The sequence below is a fragment of the Magnetococcales bacterium genome (assembly GCA_015228935.1).
Classification (GTDB): domain Bacteria; phylum Pseudomonadota; class Magnetococcia; order Magnetococcales; family DC0425bin3; genus HA3dbin3.
This window is the reverse complement of the sequence record JADGCO010000022.1, coordinates 31,933-51,055: the sequence shown is the minus strand read 5'-3', so window position 1 is coordinate 51,055 and position 19,123 is coordinate 31,933. Positions and strand designations below refer to the sequence as shown.

The 19,123-nt window shown below is 54.2% G+C and carries 13 protein-coding genes; 10 read left to right on the top strand and 3 right to left on the bottom strand.

The features are described 5' to 3' along the window. The first annotated feature begins 85 nt into the window (after positions 1 to 85). The gene (locus tag HQL65_07690; GenBank protein ID MBF0136106.1) at positions 86 to 253 is read left to right on the top strand and encodes a hypothetical protein; all 168 of its coding nucleotides are present in this window, start codon (positions 86 to 88) and stop codon (positions 251 to 253) included. A gap of 7 nt (positions 254 to 260) precedes the next feature. On the opposite strand, the gene HQL65_07685 is transcribed toward HQL65_07690, so the two are convergent. Together HQL65_07685 and glnE are read right to left on the bottom strand one after the other, a co-directional pair. Continuing rightward, positions 261 to 692, bottom strand: a complete 432-nt coding sequence (locus HQL65_07685) for an HIT domain-containing protein (GenBank protein ID MBF0136105.1) — start codon at positions 690 to 692, stop codon at positions 261 to 263. Between the two features lie 32 nt (positions 693 to 724). Next, positions 725 to 3,763 carry a bifunctional [glutamate--ammonia ligase]-adenylyl-L-tyrosine phosphorylase/[glutamate--ammonia-ligase] adenylyltransferase gene (gene glnE / locus HQL65_07680; GenBank protein ID MBF0136104.1) on the bottom strand — a complete coding sequence of 1,013 codons (3,039 nt, stop codon included), beginning with the start codon at positions 3,761 to 3,763 and terminating at the stop codon, positions 725 to 727. A gap of 222 nt (positions 3,764 to 3,985) precedes the next feature. Here glnE and HQL65_07675 point away from each other — a divergent pair, with 222 nt between their 5' ends. The 9 genes from HQL65_07675 to HQL65_07635 all read left to right on the top strand — a co-directional run bounded on the left by HQL65_07675 (position 3,986) and on the right by HQL65_07635 (position 18,721). Beyond that, complete coding sequence (locus tag HQL65_07675) at positions 3,986 to 7,984, top strand: AsmA-like C-terminal domain-containing protein (GenBank protein ID MBF0136103.1); 3,999 nt, start codon at positions 3,986 to 3,988, stop codon at positions 7,982 to 7,984. Positions 7,985 to 7,996: 12 nt separating this feature from the next. Beyond that, on the top strand, positions 7,997 to 8,746 hold the full coding sequence (gene pdxJ / locus HQL65_07670; GenBank protein ID MBF0136102.1) for a pyridoxine 5'-phosphate synthase: 750 nt from the start codon (positions 7,997 to 7,999) through the stop codon (positions 8,744 to 8,746). Then, on the top strand, positions 8,743 to 9,126 hold the full coding sequence (locus tag HQL65_07665) for a holo-ACP synthase (GenBank protein MBF0136101.1): 384 nt from the start codon (positions 8,743 to 8,745) through the stop codon (positions 9,124 to 9,126). The genes pdxJ and HQL65_07665 overlap by 4 nt, the downstream gene beginning before the upstream one ends. A gap of 190 nt (positions 9,127 to 9,316) precedes the next feature. Next, positions 9,317 to 9,892, top strand: coding sequence for a hypothetical protein (locus HQL65_07660; GenBank protein MBF0136100.1), 576 nt, complete (start codon positions 9,317 to 9,319; stop codon positions 9,890 to 9,892). Next, a complete protein-coding gene (locus tag HQL65_07655) occupies positions 9,885 to 13,001 on the top strand; it encodes a response regulator (protein MBF0136099.1) in 3,117 nt (1,038 codons plus the stop codon). The genes HQL65_07660 and HQL65_07655 overlap by 8 nt, the downstream gene beginning before the upstream one ends. Then, the gene (locus HQL65_07650; GenBank protein MBF0136098.1) at positions 12,998 to 14,110 is read left to right on the top strand and encodes a hybrid sensor histidine kinase/response regulator; all 1,113 of its coding nucleotides are present in this window, start codon (positions 12,998 to 13,000) and stop codon (positions 14,108 to 14,110) included. The genes HQL65_07655 and HQL65_07650 overlap by 4 nt, the downstream gene beginning before the upstream one ends. 39 nt (positions 14,111 to 14,149) lie before the next feature. Next, positions 14,150 to 17,929 carry a metallophosphoesterase gene (locus HQL65_07645; protein ID MBF0136097.1) on the top strand — a complete coding sequence of 1,260 codons (3,780 nt, stop codon included), beginning with the start codon at positions 14,150 to 14,152 and terminating at the stop codon, positions 17,927 to 17,929. Positions 17,930 to 18,096: 167 nt separating this feature from the next. Next, positions 18,097 to 18,312: a hypothetical protein gene (locus HQL65_07640; GenBank protein MBF0136096.1), complete on the top strand. Its 216-nt coding sequence runs from the start codon at positions 18,097 to 18,099 to the stop codon at positions 18,310 to 18,312. Further along, positions 18,299 to 18,721: a DUF2335 domain-containing protein gene (locus HQL65_07635; GenBank protein MBF0136095.1), complete on the top strand. Its 423-nt coding sequence runs from the start codon at positions 18,299 to 18,301 to the stop codon at positions 18,719 to 18,721. The genes HQL65_07640 and HQL65_07635 overlap by 14 nt, the downstream gene beginning before the upstream one ends. A gap of 42 nt (positions 18,722 to 18,763) precedes the next feature. Here the strand turns inward: HQL65_07635 and HQL65_07630 are convergent, their stop codons facing one another. Further along, entirely contained in the window at positions 18,764 to 19,105 is a 342-nt protein-coding gene (locus tag HQL65_07630) for a nucleotidyltransferase domain-containing protein (GenBank protein MBF0136094.1), read from the bottom strand. Positions 19,106 to 19,123 lie beyond the last annotated feature (18 nt).

Here is a 19,123-nt window from a genome sequence, read left to right as displayed (position 1 = left end):
TGTTTTTTATTGTGGGCAATGGGGGTCAAGCGAGAGTATATTTTGCGGAAGTATTGAAATCCTGTATGGCAGATTCGTTTCAAGCATGGTCTCCGAAATTTTATTGGAGGTCGTGATTTCAAATTATAATTCTGAAGAAAGCGAAACTTCGGAAGAATATAAAGAGCAATGGTATAAAGAGCATCCGGAATGGCAACCAGGTGCAAAAGAGCCATCGCCGGTTCAAGGGAAAACAAACGATAACGGGCAGTGATGTTCCGTTATTTCAGAAAGTTTGACGTTTGTATATCAATTGCGGATTTTATTGATATCAAGCGTTTTTCCAGCAACTCTTCCGAATAGGGAAGGGGAGGGTATACCCCCCATACCGGATGAGGCCATGCGGCATCGGTCTGAAAACGGGCAATGACATGAATGTGAAGTTGGGGAACCATGTTGCCCAATGAGGCAACGTTCAGTTTGTCGGGATGAAACAAATGTCGCAAGGTGGAACAAACCAGGGAAATATCGGCGTGGAGGAGGGGAACGTCATCGCCGGCAACTTCATCAAAATCCCGCAAACCTGGACGTTCCGGAACCAGAACAAGCCAGGGATAGCGGGCATCGTTCATCAGCAAAAGTTGCGAAAGAGAGAGCTTTCCAAGAAATATGCCAGCGCGGGCCAGGTCGGGGTGCAGGGTAAAAGAAGTCATATCATGAGTAATTCCGGCAAGTGTGACTGGGGTCAAGTGGGATTGGCAACCGGATAATTCACAAGGTGTTTCCGGCAAATTTCCTGAACGCGCATGAAATAATCCTGGAGGAGGGGGATTATTTCAGTCGTGGCAGGCAGGCGACAAAGACGCACCAGGCGTTTGTGCAGGAGAGGGTCCGGGCCGATCCGATTTTCCGGGCGATCATGCAACAGACGCAGCCGGTTTTCCACCAGGCGCAGAAAATTATATGTATTTGTCAGGCGGTCGAGATCCTCCGGGGATAAAAGTTTGGCCGCACCGGCGGCCAGCAAGGTACTCAGAGTGCTGCGTTGTTGCAGGCGGGGGTGGGTGTGGGCCTGACTCAGGATGAAATATTGCGTCAAAAACTCAATGTCCACAATGCCCCCCAGACTCAGCTTGATATCCAGGCTTCCGGGGGGAGGACCCTTTTCCCGGGCAATTCTGGCTCGCATCTCGCTGATTTCCTGACCAATACGGGTCGGATCCCGGGGAAGGCGCAAAATATTTCGTACTGCTTCGTTCAACTGGTTGGCCAGTTCGAGATCACCAGCCACCACCCGGACCCTTGTCAAGGCCTGATGTTCCCAGGTCCAGGCATCCTTGCTCTGGTAATGGAGAAAAGAGTCAAGCGCCGTGACCAGAGGTCCGGAGTTGCCGGAGGGCCGCAAACGCATGTCCAGTTCATAGAGACGCCCCGACCGGGTCATGGTTGTAATGACCGAAATGATTTTTTGTCCCAGTCTGGTAAAAAAGACGCCATTGGCAAGCGATTTTTCGCCATCGGTATATTGTGCCGCACCGCTGCCATCGTGGACAAAAATCAGATCAAGATCCGAGGCATAGTTCAATTCCCGGCCACCGAGCTTGCCCAGGGCCAGAATGACAAACTGGGCCGGGCGCTTTTCGCCTTCCGGCGTCAGCCAGCAAGGCACGCCATGGCGCTTTTCCAACTCCCGCCGCGCATCTGTCAATACCTGGGTCAACACCACATCCGCCAGCGTGGAGAGTGCCGTCATGGTCTCCGACAATTCGGAAATTTCCGACAAATCGCGAATTCCGATGCGCAGGACTTCGGTATTTTTAAACTCATGCAACACCCGGATCCGCTCTTCGTCATCCTCAGCCCGGCTTATTTGTTCCAGAAGTGCATTGCCCATACGGCTGCGATCCGGTGGCTGTTCCAGAAAATCCCGGGTGATCAGACTGTCCATCAGCTCTGGATGATGATTCAAAAATCGGGAGAGAAACGGCGAGGCACCAAACAGGGGAATCAGCAAATGCAGGACCAGGGGATGTTCGACCATAAGGGCCAGATAGTTGGCACGTGCCCCGATGCGCAGCAGGAAGGCCTCGGTGTTTTCCAGGGCCATATCCTGATCCGAAGCCTGCAAAATTTCTCCCAAAAGCAGCGGGGCCAGAAGCCCGTACCATTTCAAGGTGGTCTCCGGCAATGTCATTCCCGGCGGTCCTTCCTGAAGAATTTTCAGGAGTTGTCTGGCGCGTTCAGGATTGACAAATCCTGCCTGGCGCAGGGCCGTCAAACCGGTTTCGGCATGAGGGTCACAAGCCAACAAGGCGGCCACTACGGGATCGCTTTTTTCCTGACGAACCCGTTCACCTTCCAGAAACAGGCCCCGATAGGCATGGTGGACCCCATCCGTGATTTGTTTCACTTTGGCCATCAAGGTGGCCGAATCGGGAAATCCGGCCCGGCGGGCCACTTTGTGCAATGCCTCGGCCTCTTCCGGCAGGGAGTGTATCTGCTGTTCCCGTTCAATTTGCAGACGGTGTTCCAGGGTGCGCAGAAAGGTGTAGGCTTCGGAGAGCGTCTCCACAGTTTGCGGATCGACATGGCCCAGGCCGCCCAACATCAATAAGGTCGGGATGGTTTCCCGTGAGCGCAAACGAGCATCGCTGCCACCCCGGATCAATTGCTGCGATTGGACAAAAAATTCAATCTCCCGGATGCCTCCGTAACCGAGCTTCAGATTGCGATGGTAATCCTCGATTTGATGAATTTTGCGGTCGATTCGGTGTTTCATGTCCCGGATGGCGTCCAGGGCGGCATAATCGAGATAGCGGCGGTAAATGAATGGCTGCAATCGTTTCAGAAAAGCGGCTCCCAGCTCCAGGTCGCCGGCCACCGGTCTGGCCTTGATCATGGCAGCCCGCTCCCAGGTCTGGCCCCAGGATTCATAATAGATTTCCGCCGACCGGCAGGAGAGGCACAGGTCGCCGCTTTCCCCCTCGGGCCGCAGACGCAAATCGAGCCGGAATACCATGCCGTCGGCAGTCTGGCGCGACAGAAGCTTGATCAAATCCCGTCCCAGCCGGATGTAGTAGCTTTTGATGGAGGTGGAACGGGGACCCGTGGTCTTGCCTTCGTCATGGTCGTAGAGATAAATCAAATCGATGTCTGACGAAAAATTGAGTTCGCCCGCCCCCAGCTTGCCCATGCCCAGGATGGTGAAGCGGCTGGGGACCGGGGTTTCTCCGGCTTTTTCGATCATGGGTTGGCCCAGTTGTTGGGTCAGGGTGCGATCCAGCCAGCGCCAGCCCCCCTCCAGGCAGGCTTCGGCCAAGGCGGTCAAGGCGTTGGTTGTGGTCAGCAAAGTGATTTCCGTGGCCAGATCCAACAGGCCGATCCGCAAAAATTCCCGATGTTTCCATTCGCGGAGAACCCGTTCGGCACTTTCCAGGTCTGAAGTGGCCAACACTGCCGTACAAATCTGGTGTAGCAAAAGTCCCGGCTCCGGAATGATCGCTTCCTCCGCCATGAGTTCCTGCAAAAATTGGGGCCAGCGTTGGACAATATTGGCCAAAAACGGCGAGTTGCCAAAGGCCAGCACCAGACGCCGCCGCCAAACGGTATCATTCAGAGCGGCCACCAGGGGTGCCATGCGCGTGGCATCTTCACCATGGGTGGCCAAATAACGGTCAAAACGGGTCATGACCCCTTCGGGTTCGGCAGTCTGCGCGGCCAACACGGCCACAGCCTCCATGGCCTCATCAGCCAGACCCACACCATTCCAACGCTGCCTGTCCATAAGCAATTCCAACGTCTCCCCAGGATTTTGACGAATGACCGGTACGACAAACCCATGATTTTATCAGGCCGTGTGACATACAATAGATAACACACTGACAGGGGTTTCCCAAAAGAGATGATGGCATCCGAACCCGAAATATCTTCACCACCACCACCGACTCCAAGCCAGACAAGGGGAGAAGAGCATTTATTTTGGCGATTTCTGATTTGGGTCAGACGCTTGTATTGGCTGTTGACCTGGGGCGTTCTGTTGTCGTTGCTCACTGCCGGAATTTATATTTCATCCCATGGTATTGAGATATCGAATCAATCTCCCTACGTCACACCTGCATTGACCCGCATGACCGGTTGGCACTGGCTTTCGGGATCCCTGGGAGTCTCCACCCAGGGAGCGATTCTTCGCATCTGGGCCAAAAACATTTCCCTGGCCAGGTCCGCTACGGATCCCTCTTCCTTTCACAGTGGCTTTGCCACCTGTACCGTGGCACCTCTGGCCTGGTTGCGACGCGAACCGCTGATCTCTGAACTTCGCCTGCAAGACCTGACCTTGAACATTCCCAAAGCCGCTGAGTCCGATCAGGTCCGGAAAGGGCGTGGACAGGATGCGGATGACAAGCCTGGGTTGCATGGGATTCTGGAAAGATTTTCATGGGTCGTGAGCCTGTTCCATGCGCCGTTTCCCATCGAACAGATGATTCTCAACGATGTGTCGATTCGCGTCGAGGATCAGCGGGAAATACTCCGGATCCAGGATTGGGTCTTGAATCTGGAACAGGACAAGGATCACGCTCTTCTTGCCTTGAAGGCCGATGGACGCATTGCCTGGAACAATCGGTTGGCCGTCATCGACATCCAAGGCATACCCGACCTCCAGGGTGCCTGGCAATTGCGGGCCAGGATATTCGGTGCAGGCCTCCCCTTGTTGACGCCTTTGTTTCCGGAGCTGATTGCCTGGGAACCCTACAAAATCTGGGGAAATCTGCACATCAATGCGCATATTGATCCCAGGCAGGGCATGGACCTGAAAGCGCATACCATCCTCCAGCATGCCCGTGGCAAAATTCCCGTCAATGTGTCCGGAAAATTTCAGGACAATGGCCGCTGGCATCTGAATGCCGGTTTGACCGATCTGCGTCCGGTCGATTTCCGGAATTCTCTTGCCCCTTATTTTCCCCTGGGTGAGTTGACGACGCCTTTGCATATCAAGGCCGACATTCAGGGGGGAACGGACCTGCCGACCACGGCCAAATGGCGCTTGCAGGCTGGTTCCGGGACATTGACCTGGAAACCCCTGTTTCGCTGGCCCTTCTCCGTGACCCGTTTGAATGCGCACGGTACCATCCAAAAAACCAAACCATCCGGTTTTTGGAATCTTGTGGTCACGCGCTTTGATTTGCTGAATACCCAGGGTCGGGCCACGGGAGGATTGACCCTGCATGACCTCGATGGGCCGGATCCCATCCTGGATCTGCATGCGGAAGCGAGCGGCGTTCCTGTGGAACAGGCCAACCATTTTTATCCCGTGGCCATCATGTCCAGGGAGCTTGTCGATTGGCTGGACCGTTCCCTGAAAAACGGTCGCGTCAATCGTGCCACCGCCCGAATTCTGGGTCCTGTTGCCCAGATTCCTTTTCCTGACGACAAGTTGACCCGAAAAAATGGCTGGATTTTCCGGATCGAAGGGGATGTGTCCGGGACAGATTTATTGTTCCATAAAGGGTTGCCGCCGGTGACCAGGCTGACGACGCATCTGATTTTTGATCGTCTTTCCATGTTGGCCATGGTGACGGATGGTACCATAGGTCAATCCCGGCAGATTCGTGGCCAGGTTGGCATACCCAACATGCTGCTCAATCCAGTCGTCATCATCGATGCCACCACTCAGGCGGACCTGCAATCCATCTGGAAGGAGTTTATCGCTCATCCGAGTCTGCGCTGGGATCAAGCGTTAGGGCTGACGGAGTTGCGGGTCGTTGGCCATGGCCCTGCCCACCTGAAGGTGTCCCTTCCGCTGGAACACCTGGAGCGTTCCACCTTTCAGGGCAATGTGGAACTGACCGATGCCTTTCTTAAATTGCCCTTCCTGGATACCCCCATCGAGCAACTCTCTGGAAAACTCACGCTCAACACCAGCGAATTGAAATTGAGCGCGGATTCCGGAGTGTTCAACAAAATGCCGTTCCAGGGTACCCTGAATGTCAAGGACTACCACGATCCGGTCAAAACCCATCTTCTCCTCGACGTCGATGCCCTTGCCCTGAGTGGGCAGGTGCAGGAGGCCCTGCAACCCCTGTTGGATCCGGCCAAAAGCAATTCATTGCCGGAAACGCCCTTTCACCTGGAACTCTCGAAACTTCCGCAGGATGCGCGATTTCATTTTGATCTGCGGGTGGATGCCGATACCTGGCCGGTGGCCGGCAAACTGGGCTGGGTCAAGAGCGACAAGGATCCGGGCAATCTCATCGGAACCGGTTTCCTTGATCCTGATCAAAAAAATATTGTTTTTCAACGTCTTTCAAGTCGATTGGGCAATCTGAATTTCGAGGGGGCCGGCACGCTGGGTCTGGATACCTACTCCGGGCAACTGGTCCTGGATCGCCTGCAACTGGGAGAGACACTTGGTTTTTTCAAACTGGTCAGGAAGGCCAGGGCCACGGGAGAGGATCCGGAATGGAAAACCGAGATGGTTTGGGATGTCCTGGATGTGCGACCGCTTTTGAAACTGTTCGAACTGCCGGACTCTTCTCCAGATTCGGTGCCCAAAGGCGACAAGGCCACACCTGCCAGAAAAGCCTGGCCGCATTGGCATGTACATGGATTTGCCCGGCGGATCATCCTGGCCCAGGATGAATCGGCGCGGGATATGGAAATCGGTCTGCGCATGCAGCCGGAAGGGTACAAGTTCGACCGCCTGCTTTACAACCAGGATGGCTTTGTGCATCGTCTCGAATCGGGGGAATTTCGCTGGCTGAAAAAACCAGGATTCGGCCCCTATTCCGGTCGCTTTCGGCTCATCAGCGACAATCTGGGCAACCTGCTGAAAGGATTGGATCGTCACCAGGGCATGCAGGGGGGGAAAGCCACCCTCAACCTGGATCTGGCGGGAAACCTGCCTGCAGCCAGTCACTCCCTGTTGCAGCATTTGACCGGCAAGGGGGAGATCGAATCCCACAAAGGAATTGTGCGGCGTTTGCATCTGCTGGCCAGCTTGTTGGGATTGCTTTCCATTCCGGACTTGCCCAACCTGTTGGTGGGCGACCGGCCCGATCTGGCCGGGACCGGTTTCTATTATGAAAAAATGCATGGCAATTTTACCCTTGAAAATGGTCTCTGGCATACCGACCAATGGGCATTGGTGGGACCCTCCATGAAAATCGTGGCTTCGGGCGATGTCAATCTCGTCACCCGGCAATTGGATCTACTGGTGGGGATTCAGCCTCTTCAGACCATCGACCGCATCATCAACCGGGTTCCCATTCTGGGCAAGCTTGTTGCCGGCAGTCGGGAGGCCATTCTGGAAACGCAGTTTCAAGTCAGCGGTCCCTGGTCGGATCCTGTCACCCGCATCAAACCCATGGACAGTCTGGCACCGGGCATTGTGCGCGACATCATCAACCTGCCCGGAAAATTGCTGAAAATGTCCCGACCTTTTGACACACCTTCCCAGGATGCGGAGAAAGGGGCCGAACCAAAGAGCGCCACAGAAAAATCCCCGGAAATCGATCAAAGCCAGATCGCCGGCAGCCCGACAGTGGACCAGACCAGTACCGGCAAGGAGTTGATCATTGATAAAAATCAGTCAGTCATCAACAATCCTGCCGATCTGAACAAGCTGACCGACAGGGAGAGTCCGGTCAGCAATCAATCCGTGAACCGGGATCAACCCGATGGCGAAATATCCGCGACCCGGGACAATCCGGCCAGCAAACAATCCGCGACCCGGGAGCAAGCCATTGGCAAACAATCCGCGACCCGGGACAATCCGGCCAGCAGAAAATCCGCGACCCGGGAGCGGGCCGATGACACACAATCCGCGACTCGGAATGAACCTGATGTTGAAAAACCGGTGGAAATAAAGGATGATAAAAAGAGCGTCAGCCATAAAAAACCGGTGACCAGCAAAAAAAATTCTGGCAAAAAAAACAAATCACCCTCTCAAACAAACAAGAGTGTCAGCCAAAAAAAGCCCGCCGTTGAGAAACCCCTCAACGTCGATTGAGGAGAGAAAGAGATGATCAAGCTGGGGGTCAATGTGGACCATGTGGCCACGCTGCGTCAGGCGCGGGGCACGCGGTATCCGGATCCGGTTTTGCTGGCGGCCCAGGCGGAAGAGGCCGGGGCGGACAGCATCACGGTTCATCTGCGCGAAGATCGGCGTCACATCCAGGAACGGGATGTCAAACTCCTGCTGCAAACCATCCAGACCCGCATCAACCTGGAAATGGCAGCCACCGGGGAGATGGTTTCGCTGGCCTGCCAGTTCAAACCGGCTGATTGTTGTCTCGTTCCGGAAAAGCGCGAAGAGCTGACCACGGAAGGGGGATTGGACATCAAGGGTCACATGGACCATCTGATCCGGGTTGTCGAACGGCTCTCCAGGTCCGGTATTCGTGTTTCCCTCTTCATCGATCCGGAACAGGAGCAGATCGACGCTGCCCGGGCCATCGGTGCCCCTGTCGTGGAACTGCATACCGGTCGCTACGCTGAAGCCACCACACCGGCAATCCGGCAGCAGGAGCTGGAAAAAATCCAGCGCGCCACGGTCCTGGCCCGGGAAAAGGGGTTGGTGGTCCATGCCGGTCATGGCCTCACCTATCACAATGTCCAGGAAATTGCTGCCATTCCCGGGATCGAGGAACTCAACATCGGGCATGCCATCATGGCCCGCGCCCTCTCCGTGGGGATGGATCGGGCCGTGCGCGACATGGTGCAAGAGATGCGTCTGGGCGATCAGGTCAGATCCATGGTCGCCGGGAAATGATCCTCGGCATCGGCTCCGATCTGGTGCGCATTCAACGCATTCGCACGGCCATGGAACGTTTTGGGGAGCGTTTTCTCCAGCGGATTTATTCACCACAAGAGCTGGCTTTCTGCCAGGTACGCCAGGATCCCGCACCCTGTCTGGCCAAGCGGTTTGCAGCCAAGGAAGCCTTTGTCAAGGCCCTGGGTTCCGGTTTTCGGGATGGCATCTGGTTTCGGGACGTGGAAGTTGTGAATGATGCCTTCGGTCGCCCCTGCCTGGCCATCCATGGCCCGGCCGCGACTCGCATGACCCGTATCGGAATCACCCATATCCACCTGAGCATCAGTGACGAAAGCGGCTTTGCCCTGGCTTTCGTGGTGGTTGAAAAGATGGATTGATATAACGGTTGCGACCACTCTTGGGACTTGTTGGCCGTGTCCGGAATTTGTTGGACTGTGTTGGACTCTGTAGGGTACAATTCCTGCATAAAGGGGGAGTGGCGTTTGAGGCGGTTTGTATACCTCTAAATTATATTAATTTTTTTTAATATTACGCCCGAAAAATAAGCCCCTGGAGAGTGGATGGCGCATGATTCCCCGGCCACAAAGATGCTTTCTTTCCATCCTGGTGTGGGTGCTGCTGGCCTGTGTGGCCACCTTGGCCAGGGCCGGTGACAGTGAGGCGGAGTACACCTTGCAGCTCGGAATCAAAATGTTTCCCACGCTGATCGGTGGCAATCTGGACCTCGATTCCCAAAGAAATTCCGCAGGAAAACTGCTGCTTCTTGTTGTTTATCAAGACAATCTCCAGGCCGGCGAGGAGGTTGTCAAAAAAATGAACAACTCCATCAAGGTCATCTACAAATCCCCTGTTCAGATCGAACTGTCCGATGTGGCCGGCTGCAAGGAATTCGATTCCCGGTCTGTGGCGGGAATTTTTCTCGCCGAGCAGCTCGATCCGGCCCATCGTGCCGAGATCATCCGGTTTGGCATCAAAAAAAAATCAGTTGTATTTTCATCTTTCAAGGGAGACGTGCAGCAAGGCATCATGGCCGGGTTGCATGTGGCCACGCAGGTGCAACCTGCCCTGAATCTGGCCGCCCTGCGTGAAACCGGCATGCGTATGAACCAGTTGTTTTTCAAGGTGGCCAAGACCTATGAATGATCCCCGCCGCTTTCTGCCCAGCCGTCTGGCGACGCGCATTTTCCTGATTTTCTGGGGTGTGGCCCTGGGACTGATCGCCAGTGTCTTCTGGTACTGGCAAAACGTGGTGGTGGAACAGATCCGTGCCCAGGAAAAGGCCAAGGTGGAATTGCTGGCTCCGTTGATCGCGGCCCAGGCGGTTGCGGTCCTGGACACCGAGGATCCGGAAAAACGCCAGTTTCAGTTGGATGTCCTGGTGGGGCGCATCATGGTGGCCAAAGACCCGACCACGGACAAAAATCTGTTCGAGGGGATGGTGCTGGAAGATGCCCATGGTCAGAAACTGATCGACCATGCCCCGGGTCCCGGGTTTCATGGATTCAGTGCCCAGGCCATTCTGGTTTCCGAGACCCTGCTGGTCCCGATTGGCTTGTTGCATTTGCATTACAGCGGGGTATTTTTTGAAAAATTACAGGCGGATGGCTGGAAAAAACTGCTGCTGGGGATGGGCAGCATGGGGGTGATTCTGTTGCTGGTCTGGTATCTGTTGTCCCGGTTGCTGCACCCCCTGGGTCGGCTGGCGTCGGCCTTGCGGGATTGGCAGTCCGGCACAACCAGCCAGACCCTGCCGGTCCTGAATAAAATGGCCGGGGATGAAATTCGTTGGGTCTATGAAGCGATCAGCGAATTGCTGGCGGCATTGCAACAGGAACGGGACCTCCTGGAGGAGCGGGTCGTGCAGCGCACCCGCGAGCTGCATCACGCCGTGGTGGAAGCCGAGGCGGCCAACAAGGCCAAAAGCGAATTCCTGGCCAACATGAGCCATGAAATCCGCACCCCCATGAATGCCATCATCGGCCTGATCGATCTGGCCTTCAAGCAGGCTCTCTCCCCCAAACTGGATGACTATCTGACCAAGGCCCGTTTTGGTGCCCGCTCCCTGCTGCGCATCTTGAACGACATTCTGGATTTTTCCAAGATTGAAGCCGGCAAACTGGAACTCAATCCCGAACGGTTCAACCTGCATGATTTATTTGAACACCTGGCCGACCTGTTCCGGGATCAGGCCAGTGAAAAAAATCTCGAATTGAACCTGGCGATTCCGGCCCACTATGAATCAACCCTGATCGGGGATGCGATGCGTCTGGAACAGGTGTTGATCAACCTCATCAGCAATGCCATCAAGTTTACGGACGAAGGGGAGGTTGTGGTGCATGCGGTTCCTGTGGACCTGGATGCGGATCAGGTCCACATCGATTTTTTTGTGCAGGACACCGGAATTGGCATCCATCCGGAGCAGACGGCAGCGCTTTTTGCCTCCTTTGTCCAGGCCGATGGTTCCCATACCCGCAAATACGGAGGCACGGGACTGGGGCTGGCCATCTCGAAACGCATCATCGACATGATGGGGGGAACCATTCGGGTGGAGAGTGTTCCAGGGCGCGGGAGTACTTTTTTCTTTGATATACGGTGCAGACGTGATCCCGTCATCCAGCAACATACCCCGGCCCCGCCGTTGAATTATCGCCACATGAAACTGCTGGTTGTCGATGACAACACCACAGCGCGGGAAATTCTTGCCGATATTCTGGAGGCTTTTGGCTTTGATCCGGTCATGGCCGTCTCCGGAGAGGATGCCCTGGAAAAAGTGGCCGCAGCCATGCGGGCCGGAACCCCCTTTCCGTTGCTGCTCATGGATTGGCGGATGCCCGGTTTGAACGGCATCGAAACAGCCAGACGCATCCTGACAGAGAATAACGCTCACGACAAACCAAAAATCATCATGTTGACCGCCTTTGCCCAGGATGAGATCAAGGGCAATGCCGGGACTGTCGGGATCGACGCCTTCCTGCCCAAACCCATCAATCGTTCCCAACTGTTCGATGCGATCATGACGGTGTTTGGCCAGAATGTTCCCCGGCAGTTTCGTTCCCGACGCAGTGAAACCGATGATGAGAGCATCAGGCAACAGATTGGCGGTGCCCGGGTTCTCCTGGTCGAAGACAACCGGATTAATCAGCAGGTGGCCCGGGAAATTCTGGAACATGTTGGCCTGGTGGTGGACATTGCCAACAATGGTCGGGAAGGGGTGGAGCAGGTGACCCTGTCTTCATACGATCTTGTGCTGATGGATTTGCAAATGCCGGAGATGGATGGTTATCAGGCCACGAGCCGGATTCGTGCCAATCCCCGGTTCCAAAACCTCCCCATCATTGCCATGACTGCCCACGCCATGACCAGTGACCGGGAAAAATGTCTGGCCGTCGGCATGAACGATCATGTCAGCAAGCCAATTGATAAAAAACATCTTTTTAATACTTTGGTGCGTTGGATCGAGGCACGTGTCCATACACAAGACCCGTTCCAGCCCCGGTTAGCAAACAGGGCGGAAGCCGGTGCGGAGGAGGGGGAGGAGGAGGGGAACGCCCACGAGTCAGCCAGTTCCGCGCCGGACAAGAGTGCCGGGAAGAGGGGGACCAACTGGCCCGTTTCCCTGCCTGGAATCGATCTGTCGGCGACCCTGGAACGATTGAATCACAATCATAAACTTCTTCGGTCACTTTTGCTGGAGTTTCGGCGGGAATATACCCTGGTACCGGAAAGAATTCGTACCGCCCTGAAGAGCCAACGTCCCCATGAAGCAACCATGGCAGGTCAATTGGCCCATTCGGTCAAGGGCATGGCCGGCAATTTTTCCGCCACTCGCCTGTTTGATGCTGCGAGTGCCCTGGATAAACAGATCAAGTCGGAACCAAATCCGGATTGTGCCATCCTGCTGGATGAGTTCGAGCGTGCCCTGGGACAGGTCATGGATTCCATCGACTTGTTGCAACTCTCCAGGGAGGAAAACCCTGCCGAACATCAGGCAGCCGGCAAAAAACCATTTGACAGGCACAACTCTACTTTGTTACTGAAAAATCTGGTAAAACTTCTTCAGGGGGGCAACACGTCAGCCCAGGATGTGTTTGATGACGTCAAGCCTTTACTCATGGATGCGGGGGAGGTGATCCGGAATGACCTGGAGTGTGTGGGCATCTGCCTGGACTCATTCGATTATGCAGACGCCAAGGCCATTCTGATCCGCATGGCAGAAAAGTTGGATATCGATTTGACGGGGGGGCATTCATGAACGGTTTGGCAAAAAGAGAGAGCATTTTGATTGTGGATGATGTTCCCGGTAATATCAAAACCTTGATGGCCATTCTGCAAATGGACTATGAACTTCTGGTCGCCAAAAACGGCAGGCAGGCCATTGATCTGGCCAAATCCAGGGACGTGGACCTGATTCTGCTCGATGTGGTAATGCCGGAGATGGATGGATATGCCGTTTGCAAACATCTCAAGGAGTTGCCGGAGACGGCCCACATTCCGATCATTTTCCTGACGGCCAAGTGTGATACGACGGATGAAACCCTGGCCCTGGAGCTGGGTGCCGTCGATTTTCTGACCAAGCCGGCCAATCCGCCGGTGGTGAAGGCGCGGGTCAAAACCCATCTGGGCTTGAAATCGGCACGGCAAACTCTCGAACAGCAAAATCGTGAACTGCGCGATGCCGCCCAACTCCGGGAAGATGTGGACCGGGTCATGCGGCACGACCTGAAATCCCCCCTGAATACGATTATCGGTTTTACCGACATGCTCAGCTCAACCTTTGTCATGGACAAGGATCAGGCCGAGATGTGCGCCATGATTCTGGACGCGGGCTATACGCTCCTGAAAATGATCAACCTGTCGTTGGATTTGTACAAGATGGAGCGCGGGAGTTATGTATTCAAACCGGAAGAGATTGATTTTCTCCCCTTGATTCATAAAATCCATGAGGTCAATCTGGCGTTGTTCAGATCAAACAAAATTGCCTTTGATATTCTGATCGAGGGACGCCAACCGGTCGCTTCCGACAAATTCTTGATCCTGGGTGAAGAGTTGCTCTGTTTTTCCATGCTGAGCAATCTGATCAAGAATGCGCTGGAGGCCTCCCCCAAAGGGGAGACCATCACCGTTGCGTTGACGAGTGGCAAGCCAGATGCCCGGATCGCCATTCACAACAAGGGCAGCGTTCCCGTTGCCATCCGGGAAAAGTTTTTTGAAAAATATGTCACCGCCGGAAAAGTGCAGGGGACGGGGTTGGGGACCTATTCGGCCAAGTTGATGGCCGAGACCCAGAATGGCGGGATCGATCTCGACACCTCCGATGCACAGGCCACAACAATCACTGTCCGGTTGCCGATGGCCGGATAGGCAAGAGAAACGGTTCACAAAGGGAAAGGTTGGTGCGGCATGCCTCTCATGGATCCTCTGCATATTTTGCACCTGAGTGATCTCCATTTTGGTCCCAAGGGGCGTTTTGCCAACAAGGATTCCGGTCGCTTGGCGCGGGGCTTGGGCAAGTCGGTTTTGGAGATGTTGGGGAAAGAAAAGCCGCATTTGGCGATTGTCAGCGGGGATATTGCCGAGGCGGCTTTGCCCGGGGAGTACAAGCAGGCTCTGGAGTTTTTCCAGACCCTGCCGGGTGCCTTGGGTGTGGAAAAAGCTTGCATGCTCTTCATGCCCGGCAACCATGACGTTTCACGTGGATTGTGTGAAGGAGCTGCCAAAAAACTGGAAGCCATGGATAATCTTTCCGAGCCAACCTTTCGCGATGCCATCCGGGAAGAAAAATTTTTGCCGTATAAAAAATTTCTGAGTGATTTGATGGGCGATTCCCAAAAGGTCCTGATTGCCCTGGAAGATGTTCATGGTCCGCTGCTCTGGAATTTTCCCGAATTGGGTCTGTCCGTGGCGACTTTGGATTCTTGTATCAAAGAGTCGCATCGAAAGGAGGATCATCAAGGCGAGTTGAACGGGGAGCAATTGCAGAAAATTTTACGGTGTTGGGAAAAACCCGACCCGGGTCTGCCCCTACGTCTGGTGGCCATGCACCACAATCCTGTGGACAAAATGCACGAGCAGTTGGGGCAACTTGCCAAACAGTGCATGGTTGCCTTGATCCTGCATGGCCACGAACACGCGAACAAACAAGATCCCATCCTCTGGCAACAAAATGGCATGACCTACCTTCTGGCCGTGGGCAGTTTGGGAGTTCGGCCCGAAGATCGCACGCCGGATCATCCCAACACCTGCCGTCTTATTACCTTGAAGCATGGCCAGTTGCAGGCGCGTTCCCTGGTCTACGCCCCGCTTCGTTCCTTGTCGGGAGAGTTGGAACCGGGTGGTTGGGGGAAAGATCCAAATGAAACAGTTTTTCTTCAACAACAAATTTATTTGTCGGTTCAGCAACTCACGAATGGTGAGCCGGTGATCGAACCGGCATCCACGCCAAAAATCGATGCGTTATCGGATAATAAAAGAAAATTTTTGCAGGAGTATCGGCAACGCATGGGCTTTCTCTATGACCGTTGGGATTTGCGCCATACCGGCCCGGCCCAGGCGGGTGGCGTGCATGGCAAACCCATTGATGCGACATTGGACCAGATGTATCTCCCCCTCCGGTTTGGAGAGGGGTACGATCCTGACATGTTGGACGAGGGCCGCATTTATTCTCCGGATGATATTTCTGTTTTGCAGAACCGTCTGGTCATCCGTGGCGTGGCCGGATCCGGCAAAACCACCTGGATGCGTTGGACCTTTCGGCAACTTCTCAAACAGGAGGGAGTATTTCCACTGCTTGTGGAACTGAGAGAATTGGCCGCCCAATGGGGAAAAACCCAAGCCGGGAACAGGGGATTGGAATCTTTTCTGAGGGAATGGGCAGATAACAATGGTCTGGGCGGCTGGCAGGAGGCTTTGTTTGCAACGTTCAAGGATGCCTCGGGTCCAAGGCCGGTTTTGCTGGTGGATGGTTGGGATGAACTGGGGGATTTGGGCCATGAATTTCGTGGCCAATTGCTGGGTTTTCTCAAGGTCAATCCTCATATTCGGGTTGTGGTTTCCAGTCGGCCTTATGGGGAGGGACGGCCCACACACGATGATGGTTTCCAGGTGGTGGATGTCCAGCCCTTGAATGATAAAGAAATTCGCACCCTGGCCGGCAAATTTTTTCAGCATTGCCATGGCCTGGATACCACAGCAGGTGAACATCAAACCGGGGAGTTCATGTCTGCCCTGGAAAATGCCCCGAATGCCCGGGCACTGTCGCGCACAGCCCTGTTGTTGACCATGATGCTGTTGATCAGTCGCACCAGTCCTCTGCCAGACCGACGCCATAAACTCTATCAAATCACCCTGGAAAATCTTTTGACGGCTTTGCCAGACCGGCGGGAAAAAAGTGGTGTCAGGGGCGAGCCGCACCGCTGGCGACCTGATTCAGGCGAGGAACGGTTTCGCGTAACGGCTGCCTTGGCCCATGGGGTTCAGATTGAGGGTTACAAATCTGCGAACCGGGAAGTCGCTATCGTTTGTTCCTGGGATAAGCTGGTCGCCATGCTTCCCGGTGGTTGGAGTGCCAGTGAAAAAGATGGTTTTATCTCCTGGTTGACTGGCCCGGCTGGAATACTTGTTGAGCGGGCAGACAACAAGCTTACATTTGTCCATCTCAGTTTTCAGGAATTTCTCACCGCATGGTATCTCCAGGCTACGGTGGAGGGAGATGAGAAACGTATTGCAATATGCAAGGACAAAGTCAAACAACCGATCTGGTGGGAAACACTACGCTTGTGGGCCGCCGTGGTGGAAGGGGCCAACCCGGAACGATTGCGACCTGTTTTTCGCGCCTTGTTGGAGGACAGTGAAACAGGAATCTGGCTGGCGGGTGCATTCCTGGCGGATGGGTTGTTGGATGTGAATGATTTTAATTTATGGTTTGATAAATCCTCCGCATTATTACAACAAGGATGGGGCGAGAAAACAGGTGATGGTCTGTCTGCATGGCGTGCCAGTCGCCAGAACGGACGGCGCGAGGCGTTGGAAACAGCATGGCAGAAACTAGCCATGGAAAATGCCAACTGGCTCGCATCTGTCCGCTTCCAAATGGCCTTGGAGCAAGGAGGTATGCAGAAGCTACAACATTTCTCCGGAGGAAAGGCTGCCACGCTCCTGAAAATGATCAATCTAAAACCAATAAGTGCCGAGGAATTTGCTGTTGGTCGTCTTTTGACTTCTAGACTACCTGACTGGCCTGGTTGGGTGGAATCCTTGCTCCTCAATACTTGGCCTGGTACCCGTCGCCTAAATGGATTACGAGGACAAAATCTGCTCCTGACTATGGGATATAATAATTTTAATAATATGATTGATACTGGTTCACGTCTTTTCACTTTTTTGGAGGATGAAAAAATATTAAGCTTGGCGAGCGACTTGGCGAGCGATTTGGCGAGCGATTTGGCAAGCGATTTGGCAAGCGACTTGGCGCGCTATTTGGCGCGCTATTGGGCGAGCGACTTGGCGAGCGGCTGGGTGCGCTACTTGGTGCGCGACTTGGCGAGCGACTGGGCGCGCTACTTGATGCGCTACTTGGCGAGTGACTTGGCGAGCGACTTGGCGCGCTACTTGGCACACGACTTGGCGCGCTATTTGGATCACAACTGGATGCAAGCAATGGGTTTGGATTCCAGACAGAATGGGGTCTCGGATTTTTCCAGAAGTGAATTGTTCTCTTTTGGACGCATGGGGACGCGCGCACTATTGGCTCACCATACTGAATTTTTGGACTCATGGAAAAAAGATCCCTCCTGGCCAGAGGTCAATCTTTTCCATCACGCCTGCCGTCTTTCTTTCAATCAGGGTGGTGACCCCTCCGAGTTTATACGTGAATTGAAACAATACGAAGAGATGAACCGGGGCGAACCCCTCTGGCCAGCTCTGGCCAAACACATTGCCCGCCAAAGCAATCAGGCAGACAGGAATCTGTTGGAGGATCTGGCCCGCCATCCCGAAAAACGTTCGGGACGCTTGAACTGGTGTTTGCGATGCAATATCCGGGGAGATTTGCTCACCCAGGAGGGTGAATGGCTGCTGCTGGATGATTTCCTGAAAGGTTTCGGCGTTTCTCCGCCGCCCTACCTGGAGGAAATGCCGGATGAGTTGGTTTTTGAAGAAGATCCACAGGCTGCACCCGAATAAAAAAATTATCGTTTTTCAAGGAAGCAACAGACCGCAGGAAAGGGTCGGCTGTTTCCTGAATTTGTTGGACTATGTTGGGCCATATGGGATAAAGTCCCGACAGGGAGAAAGTGGATTCATCCCTCTTGGGCAGGGCCAAAGCGTCACACTGCATGGAGTACAAGGGCATGAAAAGGCAATTCGGCAATTTTATCAAAGGCATGGGCAGTGTCTTCAATGTCTATCCTGGCATGGCAGACATGCCGAAGGAATTGCAACGCTACATGAATCCACCACGTACCGTGGAAGAGGGTCTTCTGGCCGATACAAATGCCTTGAATCAGGATTGGCAGAAAGTCGGGTCTGCCATGCATCAAGCTGTTTCAGGGATTGAACGTGCCTGAACCTTCAGTTGACACCGCCCCAATCGTTTCTCAGGAAGAAGGAGCGGTCAACACCAATCCGAGCCTCCTTCTTCTCCGTCGTGCCCAGTACATAGGCCCAATTCCACCTCCTCAAATGCTTGCCGAATATGAGAAGATCGTTCCGGATTTTCCCGAACGGATCCTCAAGCGCTTTGAGGAAGAAGGCAATCACCGCGCCGCCATGGAGAGAGAGGCATGGGCTTTCCATCGTCGGGGGCAATGGATGGCTTTGTCGGTTGGCATTTTTGCAATGACAAGTGCCTTGGTCCTGACCCTGGCCGGCCATGATACCGTGGGTGGAATCATGGGAGGTGGAACCGTCATTGGCCTGGTCAGCGTGTTCGTTACTGGTCGAACGTTAAAATCGAAAAACGAAGAAAAACCCTGAAGCCTGACAGCAGCAGATCTGCCGGAAGCGGTATGAAGGTATCTACCAAGGTTCGCCCAAAACCACACCCTCACGAACCACATTCCGATAAAAGGGAATCCTGTTCCTGACAGCGGCATCAAACCATTCAACCTCAAAAATTTTCAGAGAAATCATGGGACGGAAATCAAATTTCCACATGACATCATAGGCCGCGTCATCCATTTTCTGAATGACAGCCGGCGTGGCCCTCTCCACAAGAGCCACCACATCCAGATCCGAATCCTCCGCATGATCGCCACGGACCCGGGAACCGAAGACGACAAGTTTGCGGAGAGTATGGGAAGCCGCCACGGTCAAACGGTCTTTCAGTTCCGAGAGGACACGTCGATCATCCGCTGTCAAGGAGAAAATCCTCCCTAT